This is a genomic window from Blastococcus brunescens (assembly GCF_035320885.1).
Taxonomy (GTDB): Bacteria; Actinomycetota; Actinomycetes; order Mycobacteriales; family Geodermatophilaceae; genus Blastococcus_B; species Blastococcus_B brunescens.
The window spans coordinates 1,843,681-1,864,349 of record NZ_CP141261.1 but is presented as its reverse complement, the minus strand read 5'-3'; the positions used below and the strand labels follow the sequence as shown (position 1 = coordinate 1,864,349).

Below are 20,669 nucleotides of genomic sequence, written 5' to 3'. Positions count from 1 at the left end.
CTCCACCGCACGCCGGACCGATGCCAGCTCGGGCACCGTGCCGCCGGCGGCGGCGTCCGCGAGGACCTCCTCCAGGTGCGCGAGCCCGTCGACGGTGAGGTCGTGCGACTCGTAGCCGAGCCGGCCGGCGCCCCGGCGCACCGCCTCGCGGGCGAGCCCGGCGACGGTGGCGCGGTCGACGAGCACCTCGACGTCCGGGACCTGTGCCGCGGCCTGGGTGGTGTAGCGGCCGTCCGTGCCGAGCAGGTCGGTTCCGGAGGCACCCACCAGCAGCGCGCCGTTGGAGCCGGTGAACCCGGTCAGGTAGCGGACGTTGAGCAGGTTGGTGACCAGGACGGCGTCGAGGCCGCGCTCGCCGGCGACCCGCCGCAGCGCATCCCTCCGGTCAGCCGTCCTCACTGCACGCCCTGCTGCGCCAGCCAGCCCAGCGCGAGGATGTAGCCACTCACGCCGAGGCCGGCGATCACGCCGTCGGCGACGCCGGAGACGTAGGAGTGGTGCCGGAACTCCTCGCGCGCGTGGATGTTGGTGATGTGCACCTCCACCAGCGGGGCGTTGAGCCCGGCGAGCGCGTCGCGCAGCGCCACCGAGGTGTGCGACCAACCGCCGGGGTTGATCAGCACCGGGTCGCCGGCGTCGGAGGCGGCGTGCACCCAGCGCAGCATCTCGCCCTCGTCGTCGGTCTGGCGGACCCGCACCTCCACGCCCATCTCGCGCCCGGTGGACTCCACCAGCTCGACGAGCTCGGCGTACGTCGTCGTCCCGTACTTCTGCGGCTCCCGCAGCCCGAGCCGGCCGAGATTGGGCCCGTTGAGCACCTGGATGGTCATGGCGTTCCTTCTGCAGAGACGGCGGCCCAGGCGGCATCGAGCCAGGCCCGGTCGGGGTCGGTCAGGATCGTGGGTGTTGCAGCTTCTCCAGGACCACGCCCGTCGAGGACGACGAAGCGCAGCGTCGCGCCGCGGGCCTTCTTGTCCACGCGCATCACCGACTGGATCGTGTCCCAGTCACCGGCGTAGCGGGTGGGCAGGTCCATGGCGGCCACGAGGGAGCGGTGCCGGTCGACCTCGGCGCGGGTGAGGAGACCGGCCTGGCCGGCCAGCTCCGCGGCGAAGACCAGGCCGACCGCGACCGCCTCACCGTGCCGCCAGCCGAAGTCCTCCACCCGCTCGATCGCGTGCGCCAGGGTGTGGCCGTAGTTGAGGAACTCCCGACGGCCGAGGTCGTAGAGGTCCTCGCCCACCGCGTCGGCCTTCACCTGCACCGCGCGCTCGATGAGCTCGGCGGTGTCCCGCCGGCCGGTGGGGTCGTCGTCGAGCAGCTCGAGGATCGCGCCGTCGGCGATGAACCCGCACTTGACCACCTCGGCCAGGCCGGACCGGAACTCCGCCTCGGGCAGCCGCGTCAGCACGTCGGTGTCGGCGAGCACGGCCGTCGGCGGGTGGAAGGCACCGACCAGGTTCTTGCCGGCCGCCGTGTTGATGCCCGTCTTGCCGCCCACGGCGGCGTCGACCATGCCGAGCAGGCTGGTGGGCACCTGGACGACCCGCACGCCGCGCATCCAGGTCGCCGCGGCGAAGCCCGCCAGGTCGGTCACCGCTCCCCGCCGATGCCCACGACCGCGTCCGACCGGGTCATGCCGAGCCGGCCGAACTCCTCCCAGAGCCCAGCGGCGACGTCCGCGGTCTTGGCCGCCTCGCCGTCCGGGACGACGACGGCCTCGGCTGCCACGCCGGCCGTCTGCAGGGTCTCGACCGCGGCCCCGGCCAGGGCGGACAGCGGCGGCGCGTGCACGACGGCGGCCTTCGGGGTCCCGGCGAGGACCAGCGCCAGTTCCGCCTGCACACCCGGTCCGATGACGACCTCGTAGGGCGTCGGGCCCGGCACGGTGACCCGCCTCGGTGCCCGTCCGCCGTGGGCCGCTCCGCTCATCGGCCGGACCTGGCCGTCGGAAGGGCGGCGAGGACGGCCGCGGCGACGTCCCCGGGCGAGCGGCCGCCGGTGTGGACGGTGACCGTCGCGACCTCGCCGTAGAGCGGTGCGCGCGTCTCGAGCATGTGGCGCAGCATCTGCCGCGGGTTGATCCCGAGGATCGGGCGGTCCCGGGACAGGCCCACCCGCTTGGCCGCCGAGGGCAGGTCGACGTCCAGCCACACCACCGTTCCGCCGGCGCGGCCGTAGGCCACCAGCAGTCGGCGCGTGGCGGCGCTGGTCACCGCTCCCCGCCCAGGGCCAGGACGCCGTCGTGCCCGGCCAGCGCCGCCGCGACCGCCTGCTCCTCCAGCGCCCGGAAGTGCGGCTCGCCCTCGGAGACGAACAGGTCGGCGACGGAGGTCCCGGCGGCGGTCTCGACGTCCTGGTCGGTGTCGCGGAAGTCCGCGCCCAGGGCGTCGGCCAACGCGAGCCCGACCGTCGTCTTCCCCGACGCCGGAGGGCCCACGAGGACGAGCAGCGGCGTGCTCATCGGATCGGCAGCGCGTCGAGGTACGCCTGCGCGTTGCGGCGCGTCTCGGGCACCGAGTCTCCGCCGAACTTCTCCAGCACGGCGTCGGCGAGGACCAGCGCCACCATCGCCTCCATGACGACGCTGCCGCGGGGAACCGCGCACGCGTCGCTGCGCTGGTTGATCGCGACGGCCGGCTCGAGGGTGGCGGTGTCGACGGTCGCCAGCGCGCGCGGCACGGTGGAGATGGGCTTCATCGCCGCGCGCACCCGGAGGACCCCACCGTTGGTCATGCCGCCCTCGATGCCACCGGCCCGGTCGGTGCGCCGTTGCACGCGGTGCTGCCCGTCCGCGATCTCGGCGTAGTCGATCTCGTCATGGGCCACCGAGCCCCGTCGACGGGCGGTCTCCAGCCCGTCGCCGACCTCGACGGACTTGACCGACTGGACGCCCATGAGCGCCCCGGCCAGCCGCGAGTCCAGCCGGCGGTCCCAGTGGACGTGGCTGCCGAGACCCGGCGGCAGGCCGTGGACGACCACCTCGATGACGCCGCCGAGGGTGTCCCCGTTCTTCCGCACGTCGTCGATCTCGGCGATCATCGCCGCGCTGGTCGCCGGGTCGGCGCAGCGGACCGGGTCCTCGTCGATGCGCGCGTTGTCCTGCGGCCCGGGAGCACGCCGTCGGGCACGACGACCGGCCCGATCGCGACGACGTGGCTGACCACCTCGACGTCGAGCACCTGGCGCAGGAACGCCTGGGCGATCGCCCCGAGCGCTACCCGCGCCGCCGTCTCGCGGGCGCTGGCCCGCTCCAGCACCGGGCGGGCGTCGTCGAAGCCGTACTTCTGCATGCCCGCGAGGTCGGCGTGACCGGGGCGGGGGCGGGTGAGGGGGCGTTCCGGGCCTGCCCGGCCAGCACCTCGGGGGCGACCGGATCGGCCGACATCACCGTCGACCACTTGGGCCACTCGGTGTTGCCCACCTGGACGGCGATGGGGCCGCCCTGGGTGCGGCCGTGCCGCACGCCGCCGGTGAGGGTGACCTCGTCCTGCTCGAACGACATCCGGGCGCCGCGGCCGTGCCCGAGCCGCCGGCGGGCGAGCTGCAGGTCGATGTCGGAGGTCTGCACCTGCACCCCCGCGGGAAGACCCTCCAGGATCGCGGTGAGCTGCTGACCGTGCGATTCCCCTGCGGTCAACCAGCGCAACATGCGGCCGATTCTGCCAGCAGCAGGACCTGCCCCTCCCGCGGCCGTCCGCTCAGGTCAGCGAGACGGCGCCCAGGGCGAGGGTCAGCACGGCCCCGGTCAGCAACGGCGGGCCGAACGGGATCGCCGTCCGCCAGCCCGCCCGCCGCGTGGCCAGCAGGAGCAACGACACGAGCGCGCCGGCCACCAGCCCCAGGAAGACCCCGGTGAGGAGGACGCCCCACCCGAACCACCCGAGCACCAGCCCGAGCAGCCCCAGCAGCTTCACGTCACCGAAGCCGAACCCGTCGGGCGACACCGCGGCGGCGCCGGCACCGACGGCGAAGGACACGCCCGCGGCCAGCAGGCTCCGCAGCAGCGCGGTCCAGGTGCCGAGCAGCACCGCGTCGACGAGGAACGCGGCGGCGCACACCACGGCCGCCGGATAGGTCACCCGGTCGGGCAGCCGGTGGCTGAGGAAGTCCACCGCCCCCAGGACGACGGCGGCCCCCGCCGCCCACGCAAGGGCGGCCGTCGCGGGACGCGGGCCGAGGAGGTGGACGCTCCCGACGAGCAGGGCAGCGAGCAGCGCCGTCATCGCCACGACACGGGCCGTCGTCGGCCGGGTCGCGTCCTCCCTGCTCGCCAGTCGTACCGCGATCCGCGCCAGCAACGGCCCGACGACGACGGCGACGACGAGCGCGGCGCCGACGAGCACCGCCCGGGACACCTCCACCGGACCGCCCGTCAGGGGTGGCGAGAGCGGCGTCGAGGGCGGTGCGCATGGCCTCGATCGGGGCCGGGAGCCCGGTCATCAGCTCGACCTGCGCCGTCGCCTGCCAGAACAGCACGTCCAGCCCGCCGGCGACCGTGCCGCCGGCAGCCGCCACATGCGAGGCGAGCGCCGTGGGCCAGGGCGCGTAGAGCACGTCCAGCAGAGTGTGGTCGGGACGCCAGGGCAGCGCGAGCAGCGCGGGCTGCGCGTCGACCGGCACGGTGCTGATGACCAGCGGGGCGTCGAGGGTCGCCCGGGGAATCGGGGTGATGGTGGCCGGCACGTCGAGCGCGGCCAGGACGCGCACGACCTCGCGGGCCCTCGTCGGCTCGCGGACGACGACGTCGACGTGCTCGGCACCCAGCGAGGCGAGCGCCACCGCGGCCGCGGACGCGGTCCCGCCCGCGCCGATGACCACCGCTGCGCCGACCTGGTCGATGCCGGCCAGCTGCAGCGCCATGCCGATCCCGGTGACATCGGTGTTCTCCGCCCGCCACCCTCGGGGGTGCGTACGAGCGTGTTCGCCGCGTGGAGCAGCCGCGGCAGCGGCTCGACCACGTCGGCGACGTCGACCGCCGCCTGCTTGCACGGCATGGTCACCGAGAAACCCCGCCACTCCTCCCCGAGCCCGGCGAGGAGCACCGGCAGGTCCTCCGCGCCGATGTCGAGGGCGTCGTAGGTCCAGTCGCCGAGCCCGAGCGCCGCGTAGGCGGCCCGGTGCAGCGCCGGGGAGAGGGAGTGGCTGACCGGCCGACCGAGGACCGCCGCTCGCATCCCGCTCAACTCATCCCTCGGGGTTCTCCCGCAGCCACTGCCGGAAGAGCTCCACGTTCTGGTCGTGCTCCGCCTTGGTGGCCGCGAACCGGGTGTCGCCGGTGTCCGGGTCGACGACCACGAAGAACCGCCAGTCGCCCGGAGTGGGGTTCAGGACGGCGCGCAGCGCGTCCTCCCCGGGTTGTTGATGGCCCCCGGAGGCAGTCCCGGATAGAGGTAGGTGTTGTACGGCGAGGGGTTGGCCCGGTCGTCGGCCGTCGTGGTGATGCCGCCCTTGTCGTTGGCGTAGTTGACCGTCGTGTCGAGCTGGAGGGCCATGCCGTCGGCCAGCCGGTTCTCGAGCACGCGGGCGACCTTGCCCATGTCCTCGACGTTCCCGGCCTCGGCCTGCACCAGGCTGGCCTTGGTGACCACCGCGAGCCGGTCGGCCTCCGGGATGCCCAGGTTGGTGAGGACCTCGGTGCCGCGGCTGACCATCTGGCGCAGCACGTCGGCCGGCGCGTCGTCGGGCTCGACGTCGTAGGTGGCCGGGAAGAGGAAGCCCTCCAGCTGGCCGTTGGCGTAGGCGGGCAGGCCCAGGGCCGCGGGGTCGGCTGCGGCGGCCTGGAACTCCTCGACCGGTCGCCCGGTCTCCTCGGCGAGGCGGGCCAGGGTGCGCTCGACGGTGAGCCCTCGGGCACCGTCACCCGGGACAGCAACCGTGTGGCGGGGTCGAGCAGGTGGTCGAGGGCCGCCTGCCCGCTCATCTGCAGCCGCATCGCGTAGACGCCCGGTTGGATGCCCACCGAAGCGGCATTGCTCTCCGCCGCCTCGACGAACGGCCCCACCGAGGCCACGACGTCGGCCTCCACCAGGGTGCGGCCGATGGCGCTGAGCGTGTCGCCTTCCTGGACGCGGATCGAGATCTCCCCGGTGCCCTGGCCGGTGTAGTCCTTCGCGGTCGGGTCGATGAGCGCGATCAGCTTCTGTCCGCCGAGCACGATGCCGACGACGATGCCGGCCAGCACGAGCAGCGACCCGATGACCGCCACGGGGTTCCGGCGGCGGCGGGCGCGGCCGGTGCGGGGTCGTACGGCTTGACCGGGATGTCCTCGCCGAACGCCGGATCGTGCACGCGCGCCTCGTCGTCGAGCCCAGCGCCGTCGAGTACGGCCCCTCGGCCGTCGTCGGTGCGCTCCTCGGCCCGTGCCCGGCGGCCACGGCGACCACGGCGGCGGGGGCGTCCTCCTCGACGTGGGCCCCGATGACCTCCAGGCCCCCGGTCTGGTCATCCCAGCCGTGCCCGTCGTCATGACCACCCGGGACGTGCGCGTCCGTGACGCCGTCGTCCTCGGGCTGGTGGCTGCCGCCCACGGGACGGGGAGTCTGCCCGTTCCGCGCCGGCGTGTCGAGGGGGTGCCCGGGAGGAGGGGGTCGCGACGGTCTCGTCGTCGGCCATGTCCTGCCGGGGTGCAGCCGGTCCCACACACCCGTCGGGCGGGGCGGGAGCGGCGCGGAGGGGTGGGTCGCAGGCAGGTCGTCGCCGCCCCTGGCGTCGGAGCTCCAGGAGCTCCAGGCGTCGGGAGCCTGGCTGCCGTCGCCGTGGCGGGCGCTCAGGGGATGGTCGGGGTGGTCGCTCGACGCGTAGGACCACCAGTCGGGCTCGACGAGCGGCCCGGTCCGGTCGTCGGTGTGCTGGGCGCGGCGGTCGAGGACGCCGGGCACCCGGGGGTAGCGGAGGCGGGCCGGCCGGTCGGCTCGAAGCCGCCGGTGACGTACGGCGGCACCTCGTAGCGGGCCGGCTCGTACCGCGGCAGGCTGAATCCGTAGCCGTCCGTCGGGGGCAGGGAACCGCCGGGCGAGGAGTGCCGCCCCCGCCGACGTCCGTCACGAATCCACCTCGCTGGCGCTCGCCGGATCCGTGCCGGTCCGTGCTGTGCCTCCGCGTGACCTCGCAAGCTCGGTCACGTGCGCGGCCGCCGGCTGTCGAGGAACTGTTGCAGGATGACCACGGCGGCCGCCTGGTCGATCACCGCTCGCTGCTTGCGGCTGTCGATGCCGCCCTCGCGCAGGTGACTGGCTGCGGTCACGGTGGAAAGCCTTTCGTCGATCAGGATCACCGGCACATCCGGAATGCGGTCGGCTAGTTCCTGAGCGTAATCGGCAGCGTCCTGCGCCGAAGCGCCCGACGCACCCGACAGGTGCACCGGCTCCCCCACCACCACCTCCGTCACCTCGTGTTCCACCACCAGGGCGGCGAGGCGGTCCAGATCGGACTTGTTCCTGGCCCGGCGCAACGTCTCCAGCGGGCTGGCGAGGGTGCCCGAGGGGTCCGACAGCGCCAGCCCGACGCGCACGGTGCCGACGTCGACACCGAGCACCCGTCCCGCGGCCCGCTGCGCCGACGGGCGGCGCGGCGGCACCTTGAGGTGGTCGGGCCAGCCGCCGCTGAGGTCGATCTCGCTGGTCTCGTTGGAGACCGGCGGGAAGCCGCGGCCGAGGTCGAGCTCCGTCGTCGGGTGGTACTGCGGCTGTGACGGGTTCGTACGAGGCCGCGCCGGTGGCACGGCCGGCAGCTCGCGCCGCCGCCCGCCGACCGGGCCGGTGTCCTCGGGGTTGTACTCGGATCCGGACACGTTGGTCACCTTCCCGTGGCGGTCACGACCGCCTGCTCGCCGGCCTGCAGTGCTGCGGGGATACCCGCGGGGTCCGTGCCGCCGCCCTGGGCGACGTCCGCCTTGCCTCCGCCGCGGCCGCCGACCGGCGCCGCAGCAGCCCGCAGCACGTCGTTGGCCGACAGCCCACGCTCGAGGGCCGCCGGGTTCAGCGCGGCCACCAGTGCCACCTTGCCACCGGACTCCGATGCCAGCAGGACCACGGCCGGCCGGTCGGCGAGTCGACCCCGCACGTCGAGGGCGAGCGTGCGGAGATCGCCCCGCCCAGACCGGCGGGCGAGCCGGTCACCACGGCGACGCCGTCGACGTCCGTCGCGGCGGCGGCCAGCTGACCGGCCGCCGCGACGGACTGCTGCGACCGCAGCTCGGCGAGCTCCTTGTCGGCGTCCCGCAGACGGGCCAGCATCCCGCTGACCCGGTCGACGAGCCCGTCCTGCGGGGACTTGAGCAGGTCCCCCAGCTGGCGGACGAGGTCGCGCTCACGGGCGAGGTAGCGGAAGCCCTCGAGGCCGACGACGGCCTCCACGCGGCGCGCACCCGAGCCGACGGACGACTCGCCGGTCAGCGCCAGCGTGCCGATCTGCGCGCTGCCGCGCACGTGGGTGCCACCGCAGAGCTCGCGCGACCAGGGGCCGCCGATCTCGACGACGCGCACCTGCTCGCCGTAGGTCTCGCCGAAGAGCGCGATCGCGCCGAACGCCTGTGCCTCGGGCAGCGTCATGTACGACGCCGTCACCGTGTGGTCGGCCCGGACGGCCGCGTTGGCGACGTCCTCGATGTCGGTGCGCTGCTGCTGGGTCAGCGCGCCCTGCCAGGCGAAGTCCAGCCGCAGGTAGCCCGGCCGGTTGTAGGAACCGGACTGCAGCGCCTGCGGCCCGAGCACCTGCCGCAGCGCGGCGTGCACGACGTGCGTGCCCGAGTGCGCCTGGCAGGCCGACAGCCGCCACTCGTAGTCCACCTCGGCGGTCAGCTCGGCGCCCTCGCGGAGCTCACCGTCGAGCACCCGCACCTGGTGGGCGACCAGGCCCTTGACCGGCCGCTGGACGTCGAGCACCTCGGCGCGCCCGCCGTCCCAGGTGAGGATCCCGGCGTCGGCGACCTGACCGCCGGACTCGGCGTAGAACGGCGTGCGGTCCAGGACGACGCGGACGAGCTCGCCGGGGCCGGCGACCGCTCCGCCGTCCTCCTCGTCGGCGACGAGCGCCAGGACCCGCGAGTCGGTGCGCAGCGTGTCGTACGCCTGCCAGTCGGTGGGGCCGTGCTCGGCGAGCAGCCGCCGGTAGGCGAGGACGTCGACCGAGCCGGTGCGCTTCGCGCGGGCATCGGCGCGGGCGCGGTCGCGCTGCTCCTTCATGAGCGCGCGGAACCCCTCCTCGTCGACGGTCACGCCCTGCTCGGCGGCCATCTCGAGGGTGACGTCGATCGGGAAGCCGTAGGTGTCGTGCAGGCTGAACGCCTGCTCACCGGAGAGCGCGGGAGTGCCGACCTTCTTGGCCTGGGCGACGGCGGTGTCGAACAGCGTCGTCCCGGAGGTCAGGGTGCGGCGGAAGGCCTCCTCCTCGGCGTACGCGACGGCGGAGATCCGGTCGAAATCGGTGACGAGCTCGGGGTAGCTGGCACCCATCGCGTCACGGGACACCGGGAGCAGCTCGGGGAGGGTCGCCTCGTCGATACCGAGCAGCTTCATCGAGCGGACGGCGCGGCGCAGCAGCCGGCGCAGGATGTAGCCCCGGCCTTCGTTGCCCGGGGTGATCCCGTCGCCGATGAGCATCAGGCCGCTGCGCACGTGGTCGGCCACGACGCGGAGCCGGACGTCGGCCTCGTGATCGCGACCGTAGGTGACGCCGGCCAGCTCGGCGGCGCGGCGCAGCACCGGCGCGACCTCGTCGATCTCGTACATGTTGTCGACGCCCTGCATCAGGTAGGCGACGCGCTCCAGGCCCATGCCGGTGTCGATGTTCTTCTTCGGCAGCTCGCCGAGGACCCGGAACTCCTCCTTGCTGCGGACCTCGTCGAGCTCGTACTGCATGAAGACGAGGTTCCAGATCTCCAGGAACCGGTCACCGGCGAGGTCGACGGCCGGGCCTCCGTCGGGGCCGAACTCCGAACCCCGGTCGACGTAGATCTCCGAGCACGGACCCCCGGGCCGGGGGCGCCGGTGTGCCAGTAGTTGTCCTTCTTGCCCAGCCGCTGGATGCGGTCGGTGGGCAGGCCGGCGATCCGGTGCCAGGCGTCGGCCCCTCGTCGTCGTCCAGGTAGACCGTCGCCCAGATCTGCTCGGGGTCGAAGCCGAGCCCGCCGTCCTCCAGCCGCCCGGTGATCAGCTCCCACGCGTACTGGATCGCCCCTCCTTGAAGTAGTCACCGAAGGAGAAGTTGCCGTTCATCTGGAAGAACGTGCCGTGCCGGGTGGTCTTGCCCACCTCCTCGATGTCGAGGGTGCGGACGCACTTCTGGACGCTGGTCGCGCGCGGGTAGGGCGCGGGCTCCCGCCCCGTCAGGTACGGGATGAACGGGACCATGCCGGCGACGGTGAACAGCAGCGACGGGTCCGGGGACACCAGCGAGGCGCTGGGGACGACGGTGTGCCCGCGCTCGGCGAAGTGCTCGAGGAAGCGGCGGCGGATCTCGGCGGTCTGCATCAGGATCTACTCAGTTCTGCGAATCGGGTGCCCCAGGCGGCGCCCACGGCGGGCGTCAGCTGTCGGCCCTGTCATTCAGCGCTGTGGGCGCCGTGCCGTCCGGGCAGTTGCACCTGGTCGCCGCTGGGCAGGGGTGCATCCAGACCGGTCCCGGCCCGGAGCTCCTGCTCGCGCTCGGCCATCGCGTCCCGGATGTCGGCACCGAAGTCGCCGATCGCATCGGCGAGGTCGCGCAGTCCCTCGGCGATGGAGCCCCGATGCCGGCCGGCGTCATCTTCTCCGCGGCCCGGCTGAGCTTGCGCACGACGAGGGCGCCGATGGTGATGCCCATGGCGAGCCAGAACAGCCGGCGCATCAGGCTGCCCGCCGTGCGGCACGGCGGGCACGGCGCTCGGCCTTGTCCCGCGCCGCTGCGTCGGCCAGTGCTGCGCCCTCGCGCTTCTTCTTCGTCGCGCTGCGCACGCCGTAGCTGAAGGCGGCGACCTTGATCAGCGGGCTGCCCAGGGTGGCGGCGACGACGCTGGTCAGGGCGGCCACGTTGCTGGACACGTTCGCCGCGTTGCCGGTGATGTCGTCGACCCGCTCGAGGTTGCTGTTCACGTGGGCGACCGTGGTGCTGGCCTGGCCCAGGATCGGCGCGCTCTGCTCACGGACCTGCCGGATGGTCAGCGTGGTCTCGTCGAGCGTGCGCCCGAGCTTGAGCAGCGGCACGGCCACCAGCACCACCAGCAGTACGAAGGCGCCGGCTGCGACCAGCCCGGCGATCTCTCCTACGGACACGCGCGCTCCTGTTCTCGGTCTGAAGATCGGCCGGGCTCGGATGTGGGAGTTCGGCCCGGCGGGGTCACAGTAGTCGCGCGGCCGCGGCACCCCGGACCTGTATCGGCAGCCCGCTCAGCGCCCGCGACGGATGATCGCCCGCAGCTTGGCCAGCCGCTCGCCCAGCCGCGCCTCCGCGCCGCGGGAGGTCGGCCGGTAGTAGTCCTTGCCCACCAGCGCGTCGGGCGGGTACTGCTGCGGGACCACGCCGTCGGGATGGGCGTGCGGGTAGACGTAGGTCTGCGCGTTGCCGAGCTTCTTGGCGCCGGCGTAGTGCCCGTCGCGCAGGCCCGGCGGAACCGGGCCGGCCTGGCCGGCGCGGACGTCGGCCACGGACTCCCCATGGCCGCCGTGACGGCATTCGACTTGGGCGCCGTCGCCAGGTGCACCACCGCCTGCGCCAGCGGAAGTGGCCCTCGGGCATCCCGATGAAGGCCACCGCGTCGGCGGCCGCGACCGCGGTGAGCAGCGCCGTCGGGTCGGCCATGCCGATGTCCTCGCTGGCCGAGATGACCAGCCGGCGGGCGATGAACCGCGGGTCCTCCCCGCCTCCACCATGCGGGCCAGGTAGTGCAGGGCGGCGTCCACGTCGCTGCCGCGGATGCTCTTGATCAACGCGCTGGCGACGTCGTAGTGCTGGTCGCCCTGGCGGTCGTAGCGCACCGCGGCCTGGGCGACGGCGGTCTCGAGGGTGGCCAGGTCCAGGACGTCGCTGCCGACCGCCCTCGCCGCCCCCGCGCCGGATTCAAGGGCGGTGAGCGCCTTGCGCGCGTCACCGCCGGCAACCCGCACCAGGTGCAGCTCCGCCTCCTCGGTCAGGGTGACGGCGCCGTCGAGGCCACGCTCGCTGGTCAGCGCACGGTGCAGGACTGCGCGGACGTCGTCGTCGGACAGCGGCTGCAGGGCGAGGACGAGGCTGCGCGACAGCAGCGGGCTGACCACGGAGAAGAACGGGTTCTCGGTGGTGGCGGCGATGAGGCTGACGATGCGGTCCTCCACCGCGCTGAGCAGCGAGTCCTGCTGGGTCTTGGAGAAGCGGTGCACCTCGTCGATGAACAGGACCGTGCGGCGCCCGGCGTAGGTGAGCTCCCGCTTGGCGGCGGTGATGACCGCCCGCACCTCCTTCACGCCGGAGTCCAGGGCCGAGAGCTGGACGAACTGCCGCTTCGTGGCCAGGGAGATGACGTGTGCCAGCGTCGTCTTCCCCGTGCCGGGCGGGCCGTAGAGGACCAGCGACATCGGCTCGTCGGATTCGACCAGCCGGCGCAGCGGTGCCCGGTCGCCCAGCAGGTGCCGCTGACCCACGACCTCGTCGAGCGCACGAGGCCGCATGCGGACCGCCAAGGGGCCCCGGCGTCGACCGCCGCCTCGGCAGCCGCCTCGGCCGGATCGTCGAACAGCGAGCTCATACCGTCAGTTCGCTTCCGCGGCGCGCTCCGCTCCTCACTCGTTCCGTTCCCATGGGTCGCCTCCGCGCTCGCTCCGCTCCTCGCTCGCTGGCGCTCGCTGCGATGCTCACTCGCTGTCGGCTCCCGACGCCGCGATGCTCACGCGCCTGTCCGCTCACGGTTCAGACGCTACCCGCGGGGCACGACACCCTCCGTGCAGCAGCGAAGCATCGGGAACGACACCGTCGGCCGGCTCGACGTCGGGGCCATCGGCCTGGGCGCCATGCCCCTGTCCTCGAAGGAGGACCGGCCGAGACCCGCCGAGGCCGACGCCACCGTCCACGCCGCCCTGGACGCCGGGGTCACCCTCATCGACACCGCGGACGCCTACGCCCACGACGAGAGCGAGTTCGGGCACAACGAAGAACTGGTCGCGCGTGCCCTGCGCAGCTACGGCGACACGTCGTCCGTGCTGGTGGCGACCAAGGGCGGCCACACCCGGGACGGCAGCGCCTGGGGGCTCGACGGGTCGCCGTCCTACCTCAGGAAGGCGTGCGAGGCGTCGCTGCGGCGACTGGGAGTGGAGGCGATCGGGCTCTACCAGTTCCACCGGCCCGACCCTCGACGCCGTGGGAGGTGTCGATGGCCGCGCTGCGCGAGCTGTTCGACGACGGCCTGGTGCGCATGGTGGGCATCTCCAACGCCTCCGTCCCGCAGATCGACTCGGCCCGCGCGGTCCTCGGGGACGCGCTGGTGAGCGTGCAGAACCAGTTCTCCCCGGCTACCGGTCCTCGGCGGTCGAGCTGGCGCACTGCGCGGAGCACGGACTGGCGTGGCTGCCCTGGAGCCCGTTCGGCGGAGTGCCGGCGGCGGGCTCGCTCGACACCGCGGCGCCCGCGTTCGCCGAGGTCGCCGCCGAGCTCGGCGTCTCGGTCCACCAGGTGACGCTCGCCTGGCACCTGGCGCAGGCCGACGTCGTCCTGCCGATCCCGGGCGCCTCCCGGCCCGCATCGATCCGGGACTCCGCCGCCGCGACCCACCTCACCCTCAGCGCCGACCAGCTCGCCCGCCTGAACCCGAGTTGATCATCGTCTGCGTGCACGCAACACGGCAGGGCTCGCCGCTCGGTCGTGCACGCAGCCGATGATCGACGCGGCAGGGTGCCCCATCCACAGGGACGGCGCCCGTCCACCGATGAGCCGGCGACCGGCCGGAGGGCCCGGTCACCGGCGAGCGTCCACCCGTGGACGGAATCCCTCTCGACGAGAGCTACACCTGGGCCGAGGCGCGGGCGCTCGGCGTGACCCGACGGCAGATCTCCTCGGACGGCGTCCGGCTGAACCGCGGGCTGTACGTGTCCCGGTCGGCGGCCCTGGACCTGCCGACACGATGCCGGGCGTGGCGCCGGGTCCTACCGGCCGACGCCGCGTTCGGGCTGCACACCGCCTCGGCGCTCTACGGGTGCGCCGCCTCGAGGGCGGAGGACGTCCACGTCGTCCTGACCCCGCGTCACGTGCTTCCCCAGCACGCGGGGCTGAGGGTGCACACCCGCACCCTGGAGGACCAGGACACATCCGAGATCGAGGGACTGGCCGTCACGTCCGGCGCGCAGACCTTCCTCGACCTGGCAGCCGCGCTGCGGCCGCCGGCTCTCCTGGCGCTCGGCGACGCGCTCGCGCGAGCGGGTCACCTCGACCTCGGAGCGCTGGAGGACAGGCTCACCCGCGCGGCCCGCGTCCGCGGCGTCGTCCGCGCCAGGCGCTGGGCACCCTACGTCGACGGACGCGCCGCCTCCCCGCGGGAGAGCGAACTGCGGTACTGGTTGCTGGCCAGCGACCTGCCCGACCCGCAGCTGCAGATACCCATCCGCGACCGCCGGGGGCGCGAGGTCGCCCACGCCGACCTGGGCTACGAGCAGTGGAAGGTCGCCCTCGAATACGAAGGCCGCCAGCACGCCGAGCACGAACAGTTCGACCGGGACATCGACCGCTACTCGCTCATGTCCGCCGACGGATGGCTGACCCTGCGGTTCGCCAACCGGCACCTCGGCCGGGCCGGTGTCGTAGTGGACCGGACCCGGCGCGCCCTCCAGCAGCGCGGCTGGACGCCAGGCCCCGGTTGATCATCGTCTGCCTGCACGGGACACGGGCCGGCGCGCCGCAGAAACGCGCACGCAGACGATGATCAACGGGTGGTACCGCCTCAGCGGCCGAGGACGTCCTTCAGCGCCGCCAGCACCAGCGCCACCTTGTCGGGCGCGGCGTTGGGTCCCATGAGGCCGATGCGCCAGACCGTCGCCGCGTAGGCCCCGACTCCCCGCCGATCTCGAGGTCGTAGCGCTCCAGCAGCTCCTTGCGGACGGCGGCCGAGTCGACGCCGTCCGGCACCTCCACCGTCGTCAGCTCGGGCAGCCGGTGCCCTCGGAGGCGAACAGCTCCAGCCCCAGCTCGCCGAGCCCCTCGTGCAGCAGCCGGCCGGCCTCGGCGTGGCGGGCGTGTACGGCGTCCAGCCCTCCTCGAGGATCCGGCCGAGTCCGGCGTGCAGCGACACGACCATGCCCGTCGGCGCGGTGTGGTGGTAGGTCCGGCCCGACCCTGCCGCCTCGCCGGCGTAGCCGCCGAGCAGGCCGAGGTCGAGGTACCAGCTCTGCGGCTTCTCGATCCGCCGCTCCCATGCCCGGTCGTTGATCGCGAACGGTGCGAGGCCGGGGGCCACGCCGAGGCACTTCTGCGAGCCTGCGTACGCCAGGTCCACGCCCCAGTCGTCGAGCCGCACCGGGATGCCGCCGAGCGAGGTCACGCAGTCGGCCAGGAGGAGCGCGTCGCCCTTGCCGGCCGCCAGCGGCTCGAGGTCCGAGCGCACGCCGGTCGAGGTCTCCGCGTGGACGGCGGCGATCAGCTTGGGCGCGGGGTGGGCGGCCAGCACGCGGTCGGCGTCGACCGGCCGACCCCACTCGTGCTCGACCGCGACCACCTCGGCCCCGCAGCGCGAGGCGACCTCCACCATCCGCTGCCCGAACAGGCCGTTGACGGCGACCACGACGACGTCGCCGGGGCCCACGGTGTTGACGAACGCCGCCTCCATGCCCGCCGAACCGGTCGCGGACAACGGCAGGGTGCGCCGGTTCGCCGTCCCGAAGACCTGGCGCAGCCGCTCCGACGTCTCGTCCAGGATCCGGAGGAACTCCGGGTCGAGGTGGCCGAGCAGCGGCTGCCCGAGGGCGACGGTGGCCTCCGGGTAGGGGTTGGAGGGACCGGGTCCGAGCAGGGTGCGGGCACGCAGCGGCATGTCGAGCAAACTACCGGCGTGAGCACCGACCAGCCGGGCGACCTGGACCGCCCCGCCGCCCTCGCCATGTGGCGCGAGTACGTCGCCACCCTCCCCGCACCCCCGCTCGAGGAGCCCGCCGTCGAGCGGTTCGGCGACGGCGCCGCGCTCGCCGACGAGCTGATCGGCCTGGTGCTCGCCGGCACGAAGCGGGCGACCGCCGGGCTGGTCGCCGACTTCGCCGCCGAGGGGAGCCGCTCCCCGGATCGGCGGCCACTGGATCCCCTGCGACGGAGCGGGTGCGCCGCGGTGCGTCCTCCGCAGCGTGGAGCTCCGCCTCGGCCGGCTGGACAGCGTCGACGACGCGTTCGCCTGGGACGAGGGCGAGGGCGACCGCACCCGCGCGAGCTGGCTCGAGGAGCACGAGCGCTACTTCCGGCGGACGCAGCCGCGCGGGGCGAGGAGTGGTCAGACGAGCTGGAGGTCGTCTTCGAGCGCCTCCGGGTGGTGTGGCCGCTCGACGTCGCGGACTGAACCGCGCCGTCGATCATCGGCGAGTGGCTGTCCGACACGCCGGTCGGGCCGGCCATCCGCCGATGATCGACTCGGGACAGGACTCAGCGGGCGGAATTCGTCGGGCCGGGAGCGCCGGGCTCGCCGGGGAGCGCCGGCTCCTCCGGCTTCGCGTCGATGCCCGCTTCCTTCCGCTGGGCGTCGGTGACCGGCGTGGGCGCACCGGTCAGCGGGTCGAACCCGGCGCCGGTCTTGGGGAAGGCGATGACCTCGCGGATCGACTCCACCCCGGTGAGCAGCGCTGCGAGCCGGTCCCAGCCGAGCGCGGCACCCGCGTGCGGCGGCGGGCCGTACGCGAAGGCCTCCAGGAAGAAGCCGAACCGCTCGCGGGCCTCCTCCCGGGACATGCCGAGCGTCTCGAACACCCGCTCCTGCAGGTCGGCGTCGTGGATACGGACCGAGCCGCTCATGACCTCGTTGCCGTTGATCACCATGTCGTAGGCGTCCGACAGCGCCGCGCCCTTGTCGTCGGCGAAGGTCTCCCGCCACTCCGGGGTGGGCGAGGTGAACGGGTGGTGCATGAACGTCCAGGAGCCGTCCTCGGTCTCCTCGAACATGGGGAAGTCCACGACGAACAGGAACGACCAGGTGCCCTCCTCGATGAGGTCCAGGCGCTTGGCGATCTCGTTGCGGGCGGCCCCGAGGAGCTCCTGGGCGGAGCGGCGCGCGCCTGCGGCGAAGAAGACGCAGTCGCCCGGCTTCGCCCCGACGGCGTCGACCAGGCCCTCGCGCTCGGCGTCGGAGATGTTCTTGGCGACCGGCCCGCCCAGCGTGCCGTCCTCGCCGACGGTCACGTACGCCAGGCCGCGGTAACCGCGCGACTTGGCCCAGTCCTGCCACGCGTCGAACGCCCGCCGCGGCTGCGACCCGCCACCGGGCATGACGACGGCGCCGACGTAGGGCGCCTGGAAGACACGGAACGGGGTGTCCGAGAAGTACGCCGTCAGCTCGGTCAGCTCGATGCCGAACCGCAGGTCCGGCTTGTCGGAACCGAACCGGTCCATCGCCTCGCGGTAGGTCATCCGCGGGATCTCCGGCACCTCGTAGGACGCCAGCTCGCGCCACAGCGCGCGGACGACGTCCTCGGCGACGGCGAGCACGTCGTCACGGTCGACGAAGCTCATCTCGAAGTCCAGCTGGGTGAACTCCGGCTGCCGGTCGGCGCGGAAGTCCTCGTCCCGGAAGCAGCGGGCGATCTGGTAGTAGCGCTCGAGCCCACCGATCATGAGCAGCTGCTTGAACAGCTGCGGCGACTGGGGCAGGGCGTACCACTTGCCCGGTTGCAGGCGGACCGGGACGACGAAGTCGCGCGCCCCCTCGGGCGTCGACCGGGTGAGGTTCGGCGTCTCCACCTCGGCGAAGCCGTGCCGGTGCATCACCTCGCGGGCCACCCGGCTGATCTCGGAGCGGACCCGCATCGCCCGGGCCGGGCCCTGCCGGCGCAGGTCGAGGTAGCGGTACTTGTAGCGGACGTCGTCCGAGGCGGCCTGCTCGCTCTCGATGGGGAAGGGCAGCGGCGCCGCGGCCGACAGCACCTGCAGCGTCGTCGTCGCCACCTCGATGTCCCCCGTCGGCAGCTCCGGGTTCTCGTTCCCCTCGGGCCGCCGCCGCACCTCCCCGGTCACGAGCACGCAGTACTCGTTGCGGAGGTGGTGGGCCTCCTCCTCGCGGACGACGACCTGCACGTACCCCGAGGCGTCGCGCAGGTCGAGGAAGACCACGCCGCCGTGGTCGCGGCGGCGGGCCACCCAGCCGGCGAGGGTGACGGTGGATCCGGCGTCGGACGCGCGCAGCGTTCCGGCGTCGTGGGAGCGGAGCACGGGTCAGTGCCTTTCGTCGGGAGGAAGGTTCACCAGCGGTCGTGGACGTGCGCGCGGATGCGCTCGTCGTACACCCGCTCGAGGTCGGCGAGCTGGGCGTCGGACGGGGTGCCATCGATGCGGCCGCGACGTTGCCGCGCACCTGCGTGACGTTGCGGGCGCCGGGGATGACCGTGGTGACGCCGGGCTGGTCGATGACCCAGCGCAGCGCGAAGGCGGCCGTGGGGACGCTGTCGCCGGCGATCTCGGCGACCTCCCGGGCCGCGGCGACGCCGACCTCGAACGGCACACCGGCGAAGGTCTCGCCCACGTCGAAGGCCTCGCCGTTGCGGTTGAAGTTCCGGTGGTCGTCGGCCGGGAACTCCGTCGACTCGTCGTACTTGCCGGTCAGCAGCCCGCTGGCCAGGGGCACGCGGGCGAGGATCCCGACGTCGGCACGGCGGGCGGCCGGGAGAAGTTCCTCCAGCGGCTTGCGCCGGAAGACGTTGAGGATGACCTGGATGGTGGCCACCCCCGGGTGCTGCAGGGCGGTGAGGCCCTCCTCGACGGTCTCCACGGAGACGCCGTAGGCAGCGATCGAACCATCGGCCACGAAGCCGTCGAGCGTGTCGTACACCCGCTGGTCGGAGTACACGGCCGGCGGCGGGCAGTGCAGTTGGACGAGGTCGAGCGTCTGGACACCGAGGTTGCGGCGGGACCGGTCGATCCAGGCCCGCAGATTCTCCGGCGTGTACTGCTCCGCCTCGAAGGGGTCGGCGCGGCGGCCGGCCTTGGTGGCGACGAACGGCCGCTCGTCGCGCGCGGCCAGCGCCTTGCGGATCCGCTCCTCCGAGCGCCCGTCGCCGTAGACGTCGGCGGTGTCCAGCAGCGTCACGCCGGCGTCCAGCGCGGCGTCGAGGACCTCGGCGGCGGCGTCGTCGTCGACGTCGCCCCAGTCACCGCCCAGCTGCCAGGTGCCGAGGCCGATCACGCTGACGTCGGCACCGGTTCGCCCGAGTGGTCGCAGTTCCATGCTCATGCCCCCACAGTTCCACGCAGCGTCTCGAACAGCTCTCCCACCGGGACGGGCCGCTGCTCGCCGCTGCGCATGTCCTTCAGCTGGCCCACGCCCTCGGCGAGGTCGCGGTCACCGACGACGACCACATGGGTGGCGCCGGAGCGGTCGGCGGCCTTCATCGACCCCTTGAGCCCGCGATCGCCGTAGACGGTGTCCGCGGAGATCCCGGCCTCCCGCAGCTGCCCGACCAGCCGGACGGCGAGCCGCTTGGCCTCCACCCCCAGCGGGACGACGAACGCCTGCACGCCCGCCTGAGCCCCGAGGTCGAGTCCCTCGGCCTGGACGGCGAGCAGGGTGCGGTCGACGCCGACGGCGTACCCGATGCCCGAGACGTCCGGGCCCCCGAGCGCCGCCGACAGCCCGTCGTAGCGGCCTCCGCCGCCGATGGCCGACTGCGCACCCAGCCCGGAGTGCACGAACTCGAAGGTCGTCTTCGTGTAGTAGTCCAGCCCGCGGACCAGTCGCGGCGCCTCCGTCCAGGTCACCCCGAGGTCGGTGAGGTGCTGGCGGACGGCGTCGTAGTGCGCCCTGGTGGAGTCCGAGAGGTGGTCGACCATCAGCGGCGCGTCGTCGAGCTGGGCCTGCACCTCGGGGCGCTTGTCGTCGAGCACCCGCAGCGGGTTGATCGCCGCGCGCCGCCGGGTCTCCTCGTCGAGGTCGAGCTTGTCCAGGTAGGCGACGAGCAGCTCCCGGTACTGCGGCCGGCAGGTCGCGTCACCCAGCGACGTGAGCAGCAGCTCGAAGTCGGTCAGGCCGAGGTCGCGGAAGCCCCGGACGCCGAGCGCCACCACCTCGGCGTCGAGCGCCGGGTCGTCGGTGCCGAGCGCCTCCATGTCGACCTGGGTGAAGTGCCGGTAGCGGCCGGCCTGCGGGCGCTCGTACCGGAACGCGGAGCCCACCGTCCACAGCTTCACCGGCAGGGCGCCATCGTGCAGCCGGTGCTCGATGAAGGCGCGCATCAGCCCGGCGGTCAGCTCCGGGCGGAGGGTGAGCGAGCGGCCGCCGCGGTCGTCGAAGGTGTACATCTCCTTCGTCACGACGTCGGTCGACTCACCCACCCCGCGGGAGAAGACGGCGGTCTCCTCGAAGACCGGCGTCTCGACGTAGCCGTATCCGGCCCGGCGCAGCGGCGCCGTGAGCGTGTCGCGGACGGCGAGGAAGCGCGCGGAGTCCGGCGGCAGCGTGTCGAAGGTGCCCTTCGGGGCGGTCAGGCCCGAGCTCACAAGCCTCTCCCTTCGGTGCGGCAGCCGCCTCGGCCAGGTACGGGTTCGTG

23 protein-coding genes and 9 pseudogenes are annotated in these 20,669 nt (G+C 73.6%); 6 read left to right on the top strand and 26 right to left on the bottom strand.

Annotation, left to right across the window (positions count from 1 at the left end; genetic code table 11):
* Positions 1-48: 48 nt before the first annotated feature.
* The 12 genes and pseudogenes from U6N30_RS12445 to U6N30_RS12390 all read right to left on the bottom strand — a co-directional run.
* A pseudogene (locus U6N30_RS12445) lies at positions 49-399 on the bottom strand (aminopeptidase P family N-terminal domain-containing protein); the annotation flags it as partial.
* Positions 396-830 carry a type II 3-dehydroquinate dehydratase gene (gene aroQ, locus U6N30_RS12440; protein WP_324277527.1) on the bottom strand — a complete coding sequence of 145 codons (435 nt, stop codon included), beginning with the start codon at positions 828-830 and terminating at the stop codon, positions 396-398. The pseudogene U6N30_RS12445 and the gene aroQ, both read right to left, overlap by 4 nt.
* On the bottom strand, positions 827-1,597 hold the full coding sequence (locus tag U6N30_RS12435; RefSeq protein WP_324277526.1) for a 3-dehydroquinate synthase family protein: 771 nt from the start codon (positions 1,595-1,597) through the stop codon (positions 827-829). Before U6N30_RS12435 ends, aroQ begins: the two co-directional genes overlap by 4 nt.
* Positions 1,594-1,932, bottom strand: a complete 339-nt coding sequence (locus tag U6N30_RS12430; protein WP_324277525.1) for a hypothetical protein — start codon at positions 1,930-1,932, stop codon at positions 1,594-1,596. Before U6N30_RS12430 ends, U6N30_RS12435 begins: the two co-directional genes overlap by 4 nt.
* Positions 1,929-2,464 (bottom strand): annotated as a pseudogene (locus U6N30_RS12425) (shikimate kinase). The gene U6N30_RS12430 and the pseudogene U6N30_RS12425 overlap by 4 nt, the downstream one beginning before the upstream one ends.
* The gene (locus U6N30_RS12420; protein ID WP_324277524.1) at positions 2,461-3,042 is read right to left on the bottom strand and encodes a chorismate synthase; all 582 of its coding nucleotides are present in this window, start codon (positions 3,040-3,042) and stop codon (positions 2,461-2,463) included. Before U6N30_RS12420 ends, U6N30_RS12425 begins: the two are co-directional and overlap by 4 nt.
* Positions 3,039-3,293: a chorismate synthase gene (locus tag U6N30_RS12415; RefSeq protein WP_324277523.1), complete on the bottom strand. Its 255-nt coding sequence runs from the start codon at positions 3,291-3,293 to the stop codon at positions 3,039-3,041. The genes U6N30_RS12420 and U6N30_RS12415 overlap by 4 nt, the downstream gene beginning before the upstream one ends.
* Positions 3,218-3,652 (bottom strand): chorismate synthase, encoded by a 435-nt coding sequence (locus U6N30_RS12410; protein ID WP_324277522.1) that lies wholly within the window; start codon positions 3,650-3,652, stop codon positions 3,218-3,220. Before U6N30_RS12410 ends, U6N30_RS12415 begins: the two co-directional genes overlap by 76 nt.
* A gap of 49 nt (positions 3,653-3,701) precedes the next feature.
* Positions 3,702-4,364, bottom strand: a complete 663-nt coding sequence (locus U6N30_RS12405) for an A24 family peptidase (RefSeq protein WP_324277521.1) — start codon at positions 4,362-4,364, stop codon at positions 3,702-3,704.
* A 76-nt stretch (positions 4,365-4,440) separates the two neighbouring features.
* Positions 4,441-4,863: pseudogene (locus tag U6N30_RS12400) on the bottom strand (Rossmann-fold NAD(P)-binding domain-containing protein); the annotation flags it as partial.
* A 113-nt stretch (positions 4,864-4,976) separates the two neighbouring features.
* A pseudogene (locus tag U6N30_RS12395) lies at positions 4,977-5,177 on the bottom strand (shikimate dehydrogenase); the annotation flags it as partial.
* 150 nt (positions 5,178-5,327) lie between these two features.
* Positions 5,328-6,028: pseudogene (locus tag U6N30_RS12390) on the bottom strand (endolytic transglycosylase MltG).
* Here U6N30_RS12390 and U6N30_RS12385 point away from each other — a divergent pair.
* Positions 5,955-6,107, top strand: a complete 153-nt coding sequence (locus tag U6N30_RS12385; protein WP_324278679.1) for a hypothetical protein — start codon at positions 5,955-5,957, stop codon at positions 6,105-6,107. The pseudogene U6N30_RS12390 and the gene U6N30_RS12385 overlap by 74 nt on opposite strands.
* A gap of 28 nt (positions 6,108-6,135) precedes the next feature.
* Here the strand turns inward: U6N30_RS12385 and U6N30_RS12380 are convergent, their stop codons facing one another.
* Positions 6,136-6,291 (bottom strand): hypothetical protein, encoded by a 156-nt coding sequence (locus tag U6N30_RS12380; protein WP_324278678.1) that lies wholly within the window; start codon positions 6,289-6,291, stop codon positions 6,136-6,138.
* Here U6N30_RS12380 and U6N30_RS12375 point away from each other — a divergent pair.
* The gene (locus U6N30_RS12375; RefSeq protein ID WP_324277520.1) at positions 6,286-6,471 is read left to right on the top strand and encodes a hypothetical protein; all 186 of its coding nucleotides are present in this window, start codon (positions 6,286-6,288) and stop codon (positions 6,469-6,471) included. The genes U6N30_RS12380 and U6N30_RS12375 overlap by 6 nt on opposite strands.
* A gap of 649 nt (positions 6,472-7,120) precedes the next feature.
* Here U6N30_RS12375 and ruvX read toward each other — a convergent pair.
* The 9 genes and pseudogenes from ruvX to U6N30_RS12330 all read right to left on the bottom strand — a co-directional run.
* Positions 7,121-7,801 (bottom strand): Holliday junction resolvase RuvX, encoded by a 681-nt coding sequence (ruvX, locus tag U6N30_RS12370; RefSeq protein ID WP_324277519.1) that lies wholly within the window; start codon positions 7,799-7,801, stop codon positions 7,121-7,123.
* Positions 7,798-8,034: a DHHA1 domain-containing protein gene (locus tag U6N30_RS12365; RefSeq protein ID WP_324277518.1), complete on the bottom strand. Its 237-nt coding sequence runs from the start codon at positions 8,032-8,034 to the stop codon at positions 7,798-7,800. Before U6N30_RS12365 ends, ruvX begins: the two co-directional genes overlap by 4 nt.
* Positions 7,980-9,956, bottom strand: a complete 1,977-nt coding sequence (gene alaS, locus U6N30_RS12360) for an alanine--tRNA ligase (RefSeq protein ID WP_324278270.1) — start codon at positions 9,954-9,956, stop codon at positions 7,980-7,982. Before alaS ends, U6N30_RS12365 begins: the two co-directional genes overlap by 55 nt.
* A 195-nt stretch (positions 9,957-10,151) precedes the next feature.
* Positions 10,152-10,472, bottom strand: coding sequence for an alanine--tRNA ligase-related protein (locus U6N30_RS12355; protein ID WP_324277517.1), 321 nt, complete (start codon positions 10,470-10,472; stop codon positions 10,152-10,154).
* A 55-nt stretch (positions 10,473-10,527) separates the two neighbouring features.
* Positions 10,528-10,827, bottom strand: a complete 300-nt coding sequence (locus U6N30_RS12350) for a hypothetical protein (protein WP_324277516.1) — start codon at positions 10,825-10,827, stop codon at positions 10,528-10,530.
* Positions 10,827-11,252 carry a DUF948 domain-containing protein gene (locus tag U6N30_RS12345; protein ID WP_324277515.1) on the bottom strand — a complete coding sequence of 142 codons (426 nt, stop codon included), beginning with the start codon at positions 11,250-11,252 and terminating at the stop codon, positions 10,827-10,829. The genes U6N30_RS12350 and U6N30_RS12345 overlap by 1 nt, the downstream gene beginning before the upstream one ends.
* A gap of 114 nt (positions 11,253-11,366) precedes the next feature.
* Complete coding sequence (locus U6N30_RS12340) at positions 11,367-11,858, bottom strand: AAA family ATPase (RefSeq protein WP_340371374.1); 492 nt, start codon at positions 11,856-11,858, stop codon at positions 11,367-11,369.
* Positions 11,758-12,036, bottom strand: a pseudogene (locus U6N30_RS12335) (AAA family ATPase); the annotation flags it as partial. The gene U6N30_RS12340 and the pseudogene U6N30_RS12335, both read right to left, overlap by 101 nt.
* Positions 11,949-12,623, bottom strand: a pseudogene (locus U6N30_RS12330) (AAA family ATPase); the annotation flags it as partial. The pseudogenes U6N30_RS12335 and U6N30_RS12330, both read right to left, overlap by 88 nt.
* Before the next feature lie 339 nt (positions 12,624-12,962).
* On the opposite strand from U6N30_RS12330, the pseudogene U6N30_RS33815 reads away from it, so the two are divergent.
* From U6N30_RS33815 to U6N30_RS12310, 3 genes and pseudogenes are all read left to right on the top strand, one after another.
* Positions 12,963-13,624 (top strand): annotated as a pseudogene (locus U6N30_RS33815) (aldo/keto reductase).
* Positions 13,540-13,764, top strand: coding sequence for an aldo/keto reductase (locus U6N30_RS12315; RefSeq protein WP_324277512.1), 225 nt, complete (start codon positions 13,540-13,542; stop codon positions 13,762-13,764). Before U6N30_RS33815 ends, U6N30_RS12315 begins: the two are co-directional and overlap by 85 nt.
* Before the next feature lie 158 nt (positions 13,765-13,922).
* Positions 13,923-14,801 (top strand): DUF559 domain-containing protein, encoded by an 879-nt coding sequence (locus tag U6N30_RS12310; protein ID WP_324277511.1) that lies wholly within the window; start codon positions 13,923-13,925, stop codon positions 14,799-14,801.
* A gap of 80 nt (positions 14,802-14,881) precedes the next feature.
* On the opposite strand, the gene U6N30_RS12305 is transcribed toward U6N30_RS12310, so the two are convergent.
* Positions 14,882-15,967 (bottom strand): pyridoxal-phosphate-dependent aminotransferase family protein, encoded by a 1,086-nt coding sequence (locus tag U6N30_RS12305; protein ID WP_324277510.1) that lies wholly within the window; start codon positions 15,965-15,967, stop codon positions 14,882-14,884.
* Between the two features lie 18 nt (positions 15,968-15,985).
* Here U6N30_RS12305 and U6N30_RS12300 point away from each other — a divergent pair, with 18 nt between their 5' ends.
* A complete protein-coding gene (locus U6N30_RS12300) occupies positions 15,986-16,480 on the top strand; it encodes a hypothetical protein (protein WP_324277509.1) in 495 nt (164 codons plus the stop codon).
* A gap of 83 nt (positions 16,481-16,563) precedes the next feature.
* Here the strand turns inward: U6N30_RS12300 and aspS are convergent, their stop codons facing one another.
* The 3 genes and pseudogenes from aspS to hisS form a co-directional block, all read right to left on the bottom strand.
* Entirely contained in the window at positions 16,564-18,339 is a 1,776-nt protein-coding gene (gene aspS / locus U6N30_RS12295) for an aspartate--tRNA ligase (protein WP_324277508.1), read from the bottom strand.
* 175 nt (positions 18,340-18,514) lie between these two features.
* Positions 18,515-19,351, bottom strand: a pseudogene (locus U6N30_RS12290) (aldo/keto reductase); the annotation flags it as partial.
* A 2-nt stretch (positions 19,352-19,353) separates the two neighbouring features.
* Positions 19,354-20,619: a histidine--tRNA ligase gene (hisS, locus tag U6N30_RS12285; RefSeq protein ID WP_324277507.1), complete on the bottom strand. Its 1,266-nt coding sequence runs from the start codon at positions 20,617-20,619 to the stop codon at positions 19,354-19,356.
* Positions 20,620-20,669: the final 50 nt, after the last annotated feature.

What these genes read in the sequence shown, in the direction of transcription:
- U6N30_RS12410 (WP_324277522.1), bottom strand. Translation starts at nt 3,652, where the DNA reads ATGTTGCGCTGGTTGACCGCAGGGGAATCGCACGGTCAGCAGCTCACC.
- U6N30_RS12415 (WP_324277523.1), bottom strand. Translation starts at nt 3,293, where the DNA reads ATGCAGAAGTACGGCTTCGACGACGCCCGCCCGGTGCTGGAGCGGGCC.
- aroQ (WP_324277527.1), bottom strand. Translation starts at nt 830, where the DNA reads ATGACCATCCAGGTGCTCAACGGGCCCAATCTCGGCCGGCTCGGGCTG.
- U6N30_RS12355 (WP_324277517.1), bottom strand. Translation starts at nt 10,472, where the DNA reads ATGCAGACCGCCGAGATCCGCCGCCGCTTCCTCGAGCACTTCGCCGAG.
- U6N30_RS12385 (WP_324278679.1), top strand. Translation starts at nt 5,955, where the DNA reads ATGCCCACCGAAGCGGCATTGCTCTCCGCCGCCTCGACGAACGGCCCC.
- U6N30_RS12350 (WP_324277516.1), bottom strand. Translation starts at nt 10,827, where the DNA reads ATGCGCCGGCTGTTCTGGCTCGCCATGGGCATCACCATCGGCGCCCTC.
- U6N30_RS12420 (WP_324277524.1), bottom strand. Translation starts at nt 3,042, where the DNA reads ATGATCGCCGAGATCGACGACGTGCGGAAGAACGGGGACACCCTCGGC.
- U6N30_RS12305 (WP_324277510.1), bottom strand. Translation starts at nt 15,967, where the DNA reads ATGCCGCTGCGTGCCCGCACCCTGCTCGGACCCGGTCCCTCCAACCCC.
- U6N30_RS12430 (WP_324277525.1), bottom strand. Translation starts at nt 1,932, where the DNA reads ATGAGCGGAGCGGCCCACGGCGGACGGGCACCGAGGCGGGTCACCGTG.